We start from the raw sequence: 14268 nt of genomic DNA on the forward strand, positions 1-14268 counted from the left end.
CCCTAAAATATTATAACTAAAAAACTTAATTATATCAATAGGCAGATGACCCAAAGTGCAAAAATTTAACTCCCCCAAATTCTGAGGGAGTTAAATATCATCTAACTATCTTACGTTAGCTATTGCTTCTTTTATTACTGCCTGATATCCTTCTACAGTTATTGTTACTGTTGATGTTAATTCAGGTACATCTGGAACTGATTTATGATTAGCGTCTCTTTCTTTAACCTTTAATCCTGTTATTTCATCAGCAGTCTTACCAACCATCCAGTCTTCAAATGCATACATTTGTTCAAACCATTCTTTTCCTATTGATGATGCGCCTACCATTCCGTAGCCTTCTTTAAGCTCTTTCTTAGTTTGAGGCTCAACTGCTAAATCAGTAGTAAGTGTTCCGTTTTCATCATAGTTAACTTTAACCTGAGCAACGTCAACTATTGATTTAACTACTTTACCGTCTTTATCTACTGCAACTGCAGTCATGTAAGTATCCATCTGAGCCATTGGTTTTACGTCAGCTGTTTTATCTTTTGAGCTTCCTATATGAGTTTCAACTCCTAAACCAACCTTTGCAGCTCCTACAGCATCTTCTGCATTTTCCCAAGCTTCTTTAACAGCCGCTATATAGCTTTCCACTGTTATAGTTACAGATGATGTCAACTCAGGTACATCAGGTACATTCTTATGAGATTCGTCTCTTTCTTTTACCTTTAAGCCTGCTATTTCATCAGCTGTCTTACCAATCATCCAGCTTTCGAATGCTGCCATTTGTTCAAACCATTCTTTTCCTATGGATGATGCACCTACCATACCATAGTCAGGACCTAAATCCTTTTTAGATTTAACTTCTGCTTCTCTGTCTGTAGTTACCTTTAAATCTTTATCAAAAGCAACCTTATTTTGAGCTACGTCTATTGTTACGCTCGCTACCTTACCGTTAGCATCAAATCCAACTGCCGCAATAGTTACATCTGCCTGAGCAACTGCTGTAGCATCTGCTGTAGCGCTCTTTGATTTACCTATTGATATGTTTTGTCCTAAGCCCACCTTAACGATTGGACCGGCTTTTATTGCGTTAGCCATTGCTTCTTCAACTACTGCCTGATATCCTTCTACAGTTATTGTTACTGTTGATGTTAATTCAGGTACATCAGGAACTGATTTATGATTAGCGTCTCTTTCTTTAACCTTTAATCCTGTTATTTCTTCAACTGTCTTACCAACCATCCAGTCTTCAAATGCATACATTTGTTCAAACCATTCTTTTCCTATTGATGATGCGCCTACCATTCCGTAGCCTTCTTTAAGCTCTTTCTTAGTTTGAGGTTCAACTGCTAAATCAGTAGTAAGTGTTCCGTTTTCATCATAGTTAACTTTAACCTGAGCAACGTCAACTATTGATTTAACTACTTTGCCGTCTGCATCTACTGCAACTGCAGTCATGTAAGTATCCATCTGAGCCATTGGTTTTACGTCAGCCGTTTTATCTTTTGAGCTTCCTATATGAGTTTCAACTCCTAAACCAACTGCTACTGCTCCGTTTGCATCTTCTGCATTTTCCCAAGCTTCTTTAACAGCCGCTATATAGCTTTCCACTGTTATAGTTACAGATGATGTCAACTCAGGTACATCAGGTACATTCTTATGAGATTCGTCTCTTTCTTTTACCTTTAAGCCTGCTATTTCATCAGCTGTCTTACCAATCATCCAGTTTTCGAATGCTGCCATTTGTTCAAACCATTCTTTTCCTATGGATGATGCACCTACCATACCATAGTCAGGACCTAAATCCTTTTTAGATTTAACTTCTGCTTCTCTGTCTGTAGTTACCTTTAAATCTTTATCAAAAGCAACCTTATTTTGAGCAACGTCAACTGTTACGCTTGCTACCTTACCGTCAGCATCAAATCCAACTGCCGCAATAGTTACATCTGCCTGAGCAACTGCTGTAGCATCTGCTGTAGCGCTCTTTGATTTACCTATTGATATGTTTTGTCCTAAGCCCACTTTAACGATTGAACCGGCTTCTCCTTTTGGAACTTCAACTACAGGAACTTCTTCTTTAGGTATCGGCCAAGGGTTAGCTGCAGGATCTAATGCGTTTTTAACTGCATAGATTATAGCTTTACTTGTGATAGTAGCTCCTGCGATAACATCAACGTCCGGTGAATTTGCTTCTACTATTTTAGCGGGAAGTTCATTGATAGCTTTGTCTCCGATTCCCGGTGTCTCATTAGCACCAACTGGTACAACTTCAATAATCTTGTCTCCCTCTTTTGTAACTGTTACAGTTACTTCTCCTCCAAATCCTTCACCTGTTCCTGTCAAAGTTACAGTCTCTCCCCCAGGTGTAGTTGTTGTTTGTGCACATCCAAATAATGCTGTTACCATTAGTACAACTAATATTAATGATAATGCTTTTTTCATGATATCCTCCAAAATTATGTTTATATTGTATTGAAACATAGCTGATTATATCATATCGTTTTTTCTTTGACAATATGTTTCTTAAATTTTGCTAAAACTTTTTAAGTTTTCGACATATGTTGTATATAATTAAGCGATTGTTTATTAAATAACATCACTTAAAGTATTAATATTTCAAGCAAACCTATTTCATCATCTTATAAAAAAACAGCTGTAGGAATTATATCCACAGCTGTTAATTTCTAGTAATATTAGTAATAATCGTAGGGTAATCATTGTCTAATACTTAACTCACTGACCTTCTTATTGTCTTTTATACTGTGAACCTGTATATTATTGTCAGAAAAAGTATATAGATAATCATTAATGTAAATTATTCTTTTAATCTCATCTCCATAAGAATAGTCTTCACCCATGTGACTGATTTTATTGTTAAAACTCAGTCCGTCATTTTTTACATTGTACAAATATGCACCGCTAAATTCGGTTTTGTAATTGTCTCCCATGACATTTACGGGAAATGCCATCAATCCCTTTTGTAATGAAAACATAAGCGCTTTATGGTTATATAATAACTCTGAATATGTTCCTGTACTACCGATAACATCCGTATAAACTTCCTTGGGTGAATTTGGTTTTGTTACATCAAATAAGGTCAATTTTAATCCGCCGTTTACCATACCTCCCCATTGATTCACCTCGGTATCATAACCGAAACCAAGTATATGATTTTCGTCAACCATGTGCAGATAGGTGCTGTATCCCGGTATTTTAAGTTCTCCCACAACAGCCGGTTTTACAGGATCAGATGTATCAATTACATACAGCGGATCTACCTGCCTGAATGTTACCATATAAATTCTGTCCCCGGCAAATCTTGTGCTGTAAATTCTTTCTCCCTGCGCCAAGCCCTCAAGTCTGCCTGCAATTTGCATATGAAAATTTAATACATATACATTATTTTCAGATGTATTCTGCCACATTTCTCCCGTAGTCGTTGCAATTCTGAAATATCCTTCGTATTCATCCATGGAAAACTGATTAATAATATTTCCCGGTACCCTGCCTTGTGCTTCAACATCTATATTACCGTTATACAAGTTAAATTTGTATACCACCGTGCTGGATGTGTACACGGGATTGAAAGCTTCTGTCTGCTTTGCTGTATAATCGTAAGAATAATCGGCTATCGCCGCATACATGCTGTCCTTTGAAACATAAATTGTATCAGAACCACCTAAATATACATCTACATCAGGCTGTGTATCAGCTGATAAATCAATTCCGATAGTATACATGTACCTACTGTCTATATAATTGGGGAAATATTTGATTTCATCATATGTAAATTCGTACTTTGTATTTGTTAATACATCTGTATAGTAAGCTGTCGGTATATCTGCGTCTTTGCTGTAAATGTCATAATTGTAATAATTTATATGCTTTGTACTTACTAAATACAGTTTATCTTCTATAGTTCTTCCCGACAAATAATTGCCTTCAAACAAGTATTCTTTTTCTAATTTTGGTTTTTCTATATTTTCAATATCATAAATCAAGACATTTGTTCTGTCATCATACTGCCTTGGAGGCCAAATCATGATTTTCGAATCCATTGTATCGTTCATAATATGGAACATATTGTTTTGTCCTATGATTATGAGTTTTTTATCTGATATAAACATCTCACTTATACTTGTATTTTCAGGTACAGCAACTGTTGAAACAATTTGAGGATTTGCGGGATTTGAATCAATTATTTTAAGACCCGAAAAAGTATTTACATAAATATACTTTCCGTCATTTTTTATAATATCTCCTTCCTGAACTCCTTCAACCTGATTGTTTGTATCTGAGTTGTCACTTTCATAGCCCGGTGAAGTTGCAGGTGTTTCGGCTTCACTCTTATCCATTGAAACACCATTGTCTGATACAGCTCTGCCTTCACGCCATATATAATTGTAAAGCTTAGAATTATATTCCAACAAAGCTATTAAGTTTTCTTTTGAACCTACTGTTAATATTCTATTTTGAGAAATCGGTACATTGTTGTTGTTTTTAGCAATGTAAATCGAGTTTGTACTGTCATCCCACTTTATTGTATGTCCTAAATTTTCTGTTATAAACCTTAACGGAGCAAAAGTTCTTGAATTAATCATTTTCGTAGGTACGTCTATGTCCTTTATTTCTCCGTTAACCATAACCTTGTTTTTACCTAAAAGCATTTGTATTTCATTGCTTTTATCCTTTATTACTACCTCTGAAATGTTTTTATTCCAGTCAACCCTAGCGCCAAGCTTTTCAAAAACTCCTCTTAGAGGTATTAATGTTCTCCCGTCTTCAATTATAGGATTAACATCAAAATCAATTTTTTCATTATCTACATATACTGAAATATTCGTATCTGCAAAAACATTAAAATTAAATGTAAATATCAGTATCATCAAAATTAAAAATATTTTCAAACAACCTTTTGTTTTCATGCTTTTCTCCTTCCTTAAATTATATATTTAATTAATATTTAGACGTTTGTTTATATTATTTTGTTCCTTAATAATTTAAGATACATAAGCATATGACCCAAATCTCTGTCTTGGTGTCAGTTGCTTATACTGTAAGTTAAAAAAAAGGTACTAAAGATAATTCTTTAATACCCTCAAATTTCTTATTTAAACTCAGGCGGCATAAAAGTGCTGCAGCAAGTTTCCTCGGGATTACCTGCATTCTTACCGTTTACTACTATTCTGTCCGCTTCACACATTTCATCTTCATTATATACGCAATGAGTGGCCCTGCAGCTTATTGACGTATTGCTTTTCGGCTCGCTTAACGAGCTTCTTACACCTGGTTTTTGCTCTATAAATGTGTCACAGCATGTAAAACGGCTTTCGTCTGCATGTTCACCGTCAACATCTAATTCCGGTGCCGTACACCCTTCTCTTTTATTAAAGTAGCAATTTGATACTGTACAAACTATATGTGCCATTGTATTCTCCTTTTTATGTTATTTTTCATTAGTTTATCCAGTTAACAAATTTTTATAATACTAATTAATCAATTCCCTTGAAGCAAATTAGTATATACTTTTAATTTACACGTGTCTTATTCTCAATTATAGTATGCTATCAATAAGTCTACCATTCTTCCATAGCTTTTAACTCCGTCTTGCTGATTGTTTGCTTTTAAATATGTGTCATTTACTTTATTGGATATTTCCGCTGCCTTGCCTTCAAACCTTTTCCAGTAATCTGATGAATATTTAAGATCATTTTTCACATCCTCGGAATACATGGCATACAATCTTGCAAATTCTCCATAATCTTCTCTGTAAAGTGCGTTCATGCTGTAAGATAAAGCAAGCATTGTACCACTATAATAAAAATCATCGAAACCTGAATTAATGCATGCAAGATATGATATGAAATTTGCCTCATCCTCACGCATAAACCCTCTGAGGTGCACTAATTCATGCAGCATTACAGCTGGCAGCTGGTACGACGGTATACTTACATTGACATTTGCTTCAAACGTATATGGGAAAAACATGCCGGTTATCCCCATGTGTGACATGATGTCGGAAAATAACACCGGCTTGGGAGCAGGGTATCTTCCCTTCAAAACACTGTATTTTTCTGCTATCTCGGCAAAAGAGTTCTTAGCTTTTACAGCAATTTCATAATAATCCTCATCAAAAAGCTCTGACACTCCTTCGCTTCCTGTACTTAAATTGGCTCTCATTTCATTTGCATCGGATATTAGTATTTCACACAAATTTATTAATTCATTTGTGGAGGATTCTTTAATTTCTAATGTGCTGTAATATGTAAACTCATTTCTGTGATAATTTATTCCGCAGAATAATACAAATAAAAAGTAAATTACACTTATCACAGCTAATATATTCAAAGTAAAGCTTCTAATATAATTCATATCCTTTTCCAATATTGACTTTATAGCAGCAAAGAAAAAATATACGGTTAATCCTGCAATTGAGACCAATATAATAAATTCCGTCAATGAAAATTTGACTTTGGATGTAAAAAAAGATATTGCACCTGCAAATACAGGATATATTTTCAAAGCGTAAAATTCCGCAAATCCCGGGACATATTTCGCAAATAATGTCATAGCCAATGAAGCAGGCAGCAAAATTAAAAGTTTTTTCCTCATAATAATCACCTGAATTAATTTTAAAATTCTTAATTGTATTTATTATATCATACCTGAGCCGAGTGCAGCGCAAGCTCGCTTGCATTGTCAAGGCGATGGTATGATATATGTATTATATCATAAAATAGGAATTTTAGATATATGCACCTTTGCCCAACTGTTAGATTTATGGAGTATTTGCAAAAATTTAATCAAATTACTTGCTTTCTTGTACCTGTTATCTTATTATTGTATTAGATTTTTTCTATTGGCATAAAGATTGCATCTACATCTATAATTCTTATGCAAAAATATAATTGTACTTATGGAGGAACAAATGAAAGAATTAGCTCTAAGGCCAACTATTTATAAATATAAATGTGCGAAGGACTTTGCCAAAGATTTTAATCTTGGTAAGGGTGATTTAGTAATTACCAGTGAAGAAACATACAAGATTTTTTTTGAACCTTTGAACTTGGATTGCAATGTTATATTCAAAAGACGATACGGTACCGGAGAACCATCAGATGAAATGGTTGAAGCAATTATCAAAGACATTAAAACAGATTTTAAGCGGGTTGTTGCTATTGGTGGCGGCGGTGTACTTGATATAGCAAAAATATTAGCTTTAAAAGATATTTCTTCTATTGCCGATTTGTTTAACGGAAACTTAAAGATAAAAAAAGACAAAGAACTGATTTTGGTACCCACAACCTGTGGTACAGGTAGTGAAGTTACTAATATTTCCATTTTGGCGTTAAATAGCTACGGCACCAAAAAGGGACTGGCTTCTGATGAAATGTATGCTGATAGTGCTGTATTGATTCCTGAACTTTTAAACAACCTCCCTTTTAAGGTATTTACGACCAGCTCAATTGATGCGCTTATTCATGCTATCGAATCCAGTCTGTCACCTAAAGCATCAACCATGACTAAATTGTTTGGCTATAAAGCTATTGAAATTATTCTAAAAGGTTACAAAACAATAGCTGCCGAAGGACAAGCAGCTAAAGATACTCTACTAGAAGATTTTCTGATAGCAAGTACTTATGCTGGAATTGCTTTTGGAAATGCCGGATGTGCTGCTGTACATGCTTTGAGCTACCCATTAGGAGCTACCTATCATGTGCCGCACGGTGAATCCAACTATGCTATGTTTACCGGGGTTATGAAAAATTACATAGAAATACGATCAGACGGAGAAATTGCTGTCCTAAATCAATTTATTTCAGATATATTAGGTTGCAATATTAATAATGTGTATGAGGCATTGGAGCAATTACTTAATTACGTTATACCTAAAAAAAAGCTCCGCGAATATGGTATGACAGAAACACAAATTATGGAATTCACAGAGTCGGTACTTACAAACCAGGGACGTCTGTTAGCCAATAATTTTGTGGAGTTTGATAAAAACCGAATCTACAAGATATATCGGGAACTATATTAAAACGTAAGAAGCTACATAATAAAAAGATATATAAATAATCTATTCTCCGGAATCTAAAGAGGATTGCTTAGAATTAAAATTGCATCTTGCACATATCGGTGTGATATGTTATCATATTTAAAATTAAATACAATAAAGGCATTGACGAGGAGGAGTACATTCTTTCTGATCTGAAGAGAGAGAGCGGCCGGTGTAAGCTCTCATGAAGAAAGTATGGAAGGTAGCCTCTGAGCTGTGAACCGAACGAATAAATTTCAAGTAGGCTTCAACGGAGTTTCCACCGTCATAAGGAAAGCGGTATCGGATGGTAAAACAACTATCCCGCACCGTCAGAGCGCAGAGAATTATTCTCTGAATTTGGGTGGTACCACGGACAATAAATGTTCGTCCCAGGCAGTTTACTGCTTGGGACTTTTTTATTGTATTTAGTTAATCTATAATTCGGAGGATTCTCTATGGAAAAGCGTTATAATTTTACGCAAATTGAAAAGCAAATGCAGGAATTCTGGGAACAAAAACAAATCTACAAGTTCAATCCCGACGCAAAAGGACAGGTGTATTCTATTGACACTCCACCACCTACAGTAAGCGGCAGCTTACACATAGGTCATCTTTTTTCATACACGCAGGCTGAGATGGCTGCCCGTTTCCGGCGCATGCAGGGGCAAAATGTTTTTTATCCCTTCGGTTTTGATGACAACGGTTTGCCTACCGAACGGCTTGTTGAGCGTGAGGAAGGTATACGCGCTAATGCTTTGCCTCGCAGCGAGTTTATTGAAAAGTGCCGTCGCACAACAGAAAAATATGAAAATGAGTTTAAGACATTTTGGAATTCCCTCGGCTTCTCTGTAGATTGGGCATCAGAATATCAAACCATAAGCCCGGAAGTACAAAAGATCTCGCAGGAATTGTTTTTGGAGCTTGTTAAGATGGGGAAGGCATATACAAAAGAATCTCCTGTTTTATGGTGTACCGAATGCAGGACCTCAATAGCACAGGCAGAGCTTGATACGACAGATATTGAAAGCACATTTAACTATGTTCCGTTTTATGTTGATGGATATCCCCTTGAGGTTGCCACCACCCGCCCCGAATTACTTTACGGCTGTGTATGCCTGTTTGTAAACCCCAGTGATGAAAGATATCAACAATATATCGGGAAGTCGGCTGTAGTTCCGCTTTATGATTATGAAATCCCAATTTATACCGACGAAAAAGTATGCATTGATAAAGGCACGGGCGTGGTTATGTGTGCAACCTTCGGAGACAGCACTGATGCCGAATGGTATGATGAACACAGCCTTCCATATCGTAAGGTTATTCTTCCGGATGGAAGTATTGATAATGATGTTCCTCATATCGGAGGCTTAAGTATTTCAGATGCACGTAAAACAATTATACGTTTACTTGATGAACATAGATTATTGTTTAAAAGCGAGACTATAACACATGCTGTCGGTACACACGAACGCTGCGGTAAGCCAGTTGAAATTATACCCTCACGTCAATGGTATATTGACATCTTAAGTGAGCGGGAGCGGTTTTTGAAAGCGGCCGATGAAATAAACTGGTATCCCTCAAATATGAAAAGCCGTTATATTGCATGGGTTGAAAACCTGAAATGGGACTGGTGCATTTCACGTCAACGATATTTCGGTGTTCCCTTCCCGGTGTGGTATTGCAAAAATTGCGGCGAACCTGTCTTTGCCGAAAAGGATCAACTGCCGGTCAATCCGCTTGAAACAGAGTATAAGGGTATTTGTAGGTGCGGATGCCCGGAGTTTATACCGGAAAGTGCGGTTTTCGATACATGGGCAACATCAAGCATTACTCCTCAAATAAATGAGAGACTTGGTTTAAAGCTAACACCCATGAGTATGCGTACTCATGCCCATGAAATCATACGAACATGGACTTTTTATACAATAGTACGGAGTCTTTATCATACGGGAGAAATACCGTGGAACGACCTAATGATATGCGGATTCATCCTTGCCAGAAAAGGAGAAAAGATCAGCAAATCAAAAAGCAACAATGAGCTTGATCCAAAATATTTAATTTCTGCTCATTCTGCTGATGTCCTGAGATATTGGACGGCAGGTGCACGGCTTGGGACAGACACATTTTTTTCTCCTGATGAACTGGAAGTTTCCAAACGGTTTATTACAAAATTATGGAACGCCTCTAAATTTGCTATATCACACCTGCAAGATATTGACACTGAGCAAACCCCGGATCTTCTGCCTGTTGACAGGTGGATCATAGAGAGGGTAAATGAAACCGCCGCAAATGCCGCAAGGCTGCTATACGAATATGAAATTGGCTCTGCAAAACATGAAATTGACAATCTGTTTTGGAAAGATTTCTGCGATAATTATATTGAAATTGTAAAAGAGCGGCTTTATAAGCCGGATATTCACGGTGCCGAGGAACGAAAAAGCGGACAATATGCATTATACTATGCTCTGTTGAACATTATGAAGCTGTATGCCATCTACGTACCGCATATTACCGAATATATTTATCAGGAGTATTTCCTGCAGTATGAAAAGAAAGTTTCTATCCACTTAACACACTGGGTGAAGCCCTCTCAAATAGACAATGAAATTATTTTATTTGGTGAAAATCTGAAGAATATTATATTTGAAATGCGAAAATATAAGTCCGAACGCAATCTTTCCATGCGTACGGAAATGGACTTTCTTAACATTCATACAGATAGATGTTTTGAAGAATGGTTTATTCTCACAGAAAAGGATATTAAAGCATGTACAAGGGCGGCAAAGATAAATTACATCTTTGAATAAAATAAGAACGGTTCTTTTTGTATCATTTGAAACAAAAAGAACCGTCCCAATGTTTTGTTAATATCATTTTCATGGTAATGCTTATTGATTATTTTGTTATTAATAGATATAATATATATAGTAGAAAGTTAACTTTGGGGGAAAAATGAATATTATATACAAAAAATCCGCAATAAAATTTCTTAAAAATGCTGATAGAAAATTAGCTCACAGAATTATAGACGGAATTTCAGGGTTAACAAAAGAACCTCCAGAGGGAGATATAAAGCCAATGCAAGGTAGGAAAGATGAATTAAGATTGCGTATAGGAAAATATCGTATAATATATAAGTATGATAAAAATACCTTAGAAATAATAGACGTTGATTCACGCGGAGATATTTATAAATAAGGAGGAATCATAATGAGTGAAATATCCACAAAAGTAATTGAATTATTGGAAATGCTGCCTGAAAATGAACAACAATTTGCATTCGAATTTATTAAAAGGCTTGTTCTTGCTTGGGATCCTGATTATACAAAACTAACAAAATCCGAGTTAGAATCATTAGAAGAAGCTTTAATGGATAATTCTTATGTCACCCATGAAGAGTTAAAAAAACAGCTGGGGATATGACCTTATTTTTACTGTTCCATATGATTTTTATATAGGAGGTACTTTGCATGCAGGAATTGGATGAACTTCATGCAATTAAGAATTTATTTTCTGAATTAGAAAAGGGAGAAGCTTCTACAAGGGAAAATGGCTGGATATCTGCTGATTCAGTAGAAAACGAATTAAAATAATGGCGATTCTGTTGATTAAATCAAACATAAGAATCGCCATTATTACTTTCTATCGTTTTACTAAACTACTTCGTATCCTGCGTCTGTTATAGCCTTTTTCAAAACATCATCATTCACTTCATTCGATAATGTTACTTCAGCTGTCTTGCTTTCTAAATCAACTACTGCATTTTCAACTCCGTCAACTGCTTTTAATGCTTTTTCAACAGCTGCTTTACAATGTCCGCAGCTCATTCCTTCAACTATAAATGTCTTTTTCATATTATTTCCTCCATTATTATTTGATTTATCTGATAAAGATTCAACATTGACTTTTATTTCATCACTATTTGAATCCTTATTAATACTTGATTCTTTATTAATACTTGTATCATCATTATTTATTCTTACAGGCTTAAAGAATTTCAACCTTAATGCATTGGATACCACGGATACAGAGCTTAAGCTCATTGCTGCCGCTGCGAACATAGGATTCAGCTTCCATTGAAGCAATCCATAGAATACTCCTGCAGCCAAAGGTATACCGACTGTGTTGTAAATAAATGCCCAGAATAAATTCTGTTTAATATTTCTGATAGTTGCATGACTCAATTGAACCGCTGTAACCGCATCCAGCAGGTCACTTCTTATTAAAACTATATCTGCCGATTCAATGGCTACATCCGTACCTGCTCCTATGGCTATACCAACGTCTGCTCTTGCCAGTGCAGGAGCATCGTTTATACCGTCACCGATCATCGCAACCTTTCTGCCTTGCTCCTGGATATTTCTGATTTCTCTTTCCTTATCCTGAGGCAGAACTTCAGCTATCGCTCTGGTAATTCCCAGTTGCTTTCTTATAGCTTCGGCTGTCTTCTTATTATCACCCGTAAGCATTACAACCTCAATTCCCATTGATTCAAACTCTTGAATTGCTTTTTGACTGGTCGGCTTTACAACATCAGCTACAGCTATAATCCCCAATACATTTTTTTCATCTGCAAAGTATAAAGGTGTTTTTCCTTCTTCAGCTAATATTGAGCTTTTTTCTCCAAAATTATTTATATTGATGTTTTTGTTTTCTATTAATCTTAAGTTGCCTATATAGTATTTTTTATCATTAACTGTTGCTTCAAGACCCTGGCCCGGTATTGCTTCAAAATTTGCAACATTGTATAAATCTAAATTTCTTTTATCAGCTTCTTCAACCACCGCGTCTGCCAGAGGATGCTCGGAACCTTTTTCTGCCGATGCTGCAATTTTAAGCATTTCCGTTTCATCTATACCGTTGACTATTATATCGGTAACTCTCGGTTTTCCCTCGGTAATTGTTCCTGTTTTATCCATTACTACAGTCTTTATTTGGTGAGCTATTTCAAGGGCCTCAGCAGATTTAATCAATATTCCGTTTTCAGCACCCTTTCCCGTACCTACCATTATGGCCGTCGGTGTTGCAAGACCCAATGCACACGGGCAGGAAATTACCAATACCGCAATTCCTATTGAAAGTGCAAATTCAAAGGTCGCTCCCGCTATAAGCCATACTATGGTTGAAATGACCGCTATGGCAATAACCACCGGAACGAATACACTGCTTATTTTATCGGCTAATTTTGATATGGGAGCTTTTGATGAGCTCGCTTCCTCAACCAATTTTATTATTTGAGATAATGTTGTATCGTCACCGACATTTTGTGCCTCAAATTTAAAATAACCTGATTTATTTATGCTTGCGCCTATTACCTTGTCACCAATTTTCTTTTCTACCGGGATACTCTCACCTGTGAGCATAGACTCATCTATGGATGAATTACCAAATATTATTGTTCCGTCAACAGGTACCGACTGACCAGGCTTAACTATTATGATATCTCCCTTTTCAACCTCTTCCACCGGAAGTTCAATTTCCTGTCCGTTTCTTTCCACAAGTGCCGTCTTAGGAGATAAATCCATTAATTTTTTAATTGCATCAGATGTCCTTCCCTTAGCTCTTGCTTCTAAAAATTTACCTAAGGTTATTAATGCAAGTATCACAGCTGCCGATTCAAAGTACAAGTCCATGGAATATTGCATTACCATGTCCATATCCATATGTCCCAGACCATAACCAATTTTATAAATTGCAAATACTCCGTATGCAACTGCTGCAGTCGTACCTATTGCAATTAGCGAATCCATGTTTGGAGAACCCTTAAACAATGTCTTGAATCCAACCGTATAATATTTTTTATTGATTATCATAACCGGCAAGGCAAGTAATAGTTGTGTAAATGCAAAAGTAATAGAATTTTCCATCCCGTGAAAAATATCCGGCAACGGCCACTTCAGCATATGTCCCATTGAAATATAAAAGAGAGGCACCGCAAATATAAAGGAAATAATTAACCTTTTTTTCATTTCCGTAAATTCTTTTTCTGCATCAGTTTTATCATTTTTATCAGGTGCATCTTTTTTCTTTTCAGCTGATGAAGCGCCATATCCTGTATTTAATACTACCTTAACAATATCGCTCTCACTTAAAACAGTTTCATCGTATTTAACCGTCATACTGTTGCTCAGCAAATTTACATTTGCCTCAATGACACCTTCAGTTTTATTTATGTTTTTCTCTATCCTTGCAGAGCACGCGGAACACGTCATGCCTGTAATATTAAACTTTTTGGTCTTCAA

General features: G+C 36.0%; 10 protein-coding genes and 1 other annotated feature. Of the genes, 5 read left to right on the plus strand and 5 right to left on the minus strand.

Annotated elements, in window-relative coordinates:
• Positions 1-105: 105 nt before the first annotated feature.
• The 4 genes from HZF24_RS10760 to HZF24_RS10775 all read right to left on the minus strand — a co-directional run bounded on the left by HZF24_RS10760 (position 106) and on the right by HZF24_RS10775 (position 6597).
• The gene (locus HZF24_RS10760) at positions 106-2427 is read right to left on the minus strand and encodes an FMN-binding protein (RefSeq protein ID WP_179238318.1); all 2322 of its coding nucleotides are present in this window, start codon (positions 2425-2427) and stop codon (positions 106-108) included.
• Positions 2428-2699: 272 nt separating this feature from the next.
• Positions 2700-4910: a beta-propeller domain-containing protein gene (locus HZF24_RS10765; RefSeq protein ID WP_179238319.1), complete on the minus strand. Its 2211-nt coding sequence runs from the start codon at positions 4908-4910 to the stop codon at positions 2700-2702.
• Between the two features lie 182 nt (positions 4911-5092).
• Complete coding sequence (locus HZF24_RS10770) at positions 5093-5413, minus strand: DUF1540 domain-containing protein (RefSeq protein ID WP_179238320.1); 321 nt, start codon at positions 5411-5413, stop codon at positions 5093-5095.
• A gap of 122 nt (positions 5414-5535) precedes the next feature.
• Positions 5536-6597, minus strand: a complete 1062-nt coding sequence (locus HZF24_RS10775) for a DUF3810 domain-containing protein (protein WP_179238321.1) — start codon at positions 6595-6597, stop codon at positions 5536-5538.
• Positions 6598-6913: 316 nt separating this feature from the next.
• Between HZF24_RS10775 and HZF24_RS10780 the strand changes: the two genes are divergently transcribed.
• From HZF24_RS10780 to HZF24_RS19245, 5 genes are all read left to right on the plus strand, one after another.
• Positions 6914-8026: a 4-hydroxybutyrate dehydrogenase gene (locus tag HZF24_RS10780; protein ID WP_179238322.1), complete on the plus strand. Its 1113-nt coding sequence runs from the start codon at positions 6914-6916 to the stop codon at positions 8024-8026.
• Between the two features lie 132 nt (positions 8027-8158).
• Positions 8159-8421, plus strand: a binding site (T-box leader).
• 60 nt (positions 8422-8481) lie between these two features.
• Entirely contained in the window at positions 8482-10833 is a 2352-nt protein-coding gene (locus tag HZF24_RS10785; protein ID WP_179238323.1) for a valine--tRNA ligase, read from the plus strand.
• A gap of 145 nt (positions 10834-10978) precedes the next feature.
• Positions 10979-11224: a type II toxin-antitoxin system RelE family toxin gene (locus HZF24_RS10790; RefSeq protein ID WP_179238324.1), complete on the plus strand. Its 246-nt coding sequence runs from the start codon at positions 10979-10981 to the stop codon at positions 11222-11224.
• A 12-nt stretch (positions 11225-11236) separates the two neighbouring features.
• Positions 11237-11449, plus strand: coding sequence for a hypothetical protein (locus HZF24_RS10795; protein WP_179238325.1), 213 nt, complete (start codon positions 11237-11239; stop codon positions 11447-11449).
• Positions 11450-11496: 47 nt separating this feature from the next.
• Entirely contained in the window at positions 11497-11619 is a 123-nt protein-coding gene (locus tag HZF24_RS19245) for a hypothetical protein (RefSeq protein WP_281372282.1), read from the plus strand.
• A 60-nt stretch (positions 11620-11679) separates the two neighbouring features.
• Here the strand turns inward: HZF24_RS19245 and HZF24_RS10800 are convergent, their stop codons facing one another.
• Positions 11680-14268, minus strand: a complete 2589-nt coding sequence (locus HZF24_RS10800; protein ID WP_179238326.1) for a heavy metal translocating P-type ATPase — start codon at positions 14266-14268, stop codon at positions 11680-11682.

Origin of the sequence: Sedimentibacter hydroxybenzoicus DSM 7310 (genome assembly GCF_013403245.1) — a bacterium.
Classification (GTDB): domain Bacteria; phylum Bacillota; class Clostridia; order Tissierellales; family Sedimentibacteraceae; genus Sedimentibacter; species Sedimentibacter hydroxybenzoicus.

What these genes read in the sequence shown, in the direction of transcription:
- HZF24_RS10795 (WP_179238325.1), top strand. Translation starts at nt 11,237, where the DNA reads ATGAGTGAAATATCCACAAAAGTAATTGAATTATTGGAAATGCTGCCT.
- HZF24_RS10785 (WP_179238323.1), top strand. Translation starts at nt 8,482, where the DNA reads ATGGAAAAGCGTTATAATTTTACGCAAATTGAAAAGCAAATGCAGGAA.
- HZF24_RS10790 (WP_179238324.1), top strand. Translation starts at nt 10,979, where the DNA reads ATGAATATTATATACAAAAAATCCGCAATAAAATTTCTTAAAAATGCT.
- HZF24_RS10770 (WP_179238320.1), bottom strand. Translation starts at nt 5,413, where the DNA reads ATGGCACATATAGTTTGTACAGTATCAAATTGCTACTTTAATAAAAGA.
- HZF24_RS10760 (WP_179238318.1), bottom strand. Translation starts at nt 2,427, where the DNA reads ATGAAAAAAGCATTATCATTAATATTAGTTGTACTAATGGTAACAGCA.
- HZF24_RS10765 (WP_179238319.1), bottom strand. Translation starts at nt 4,910, where the DNA reads ATGAAAACAAAAGGTTGTTTGAAAATATTTTTAATTTTGATGATACTG.
- HZF24_RS10780 (WP_179238322.1), top strand. Translation starts at nt 6,914, where the DNA reads ATGAAAGAATTAGCTCTAAGGCCAACTATTTATAAATATAAATGTGCG.
- HZF24_RS10775 (WP_179238321.1), bottom strand. Translation starts at nt 6,597, where the DNA reads ATGAGGAAAAAACTTTTAATTTTGCTGCCTGCTTCATTGGCTATGACA.
- HZF24_RS19245 (WP_281372282.1), top strand. Translation starts at nt 11,497, where the DNA reads ATGCAGGAATTGGATGAACTTCATGCAATTAAGAATTTATTTTCTGAA.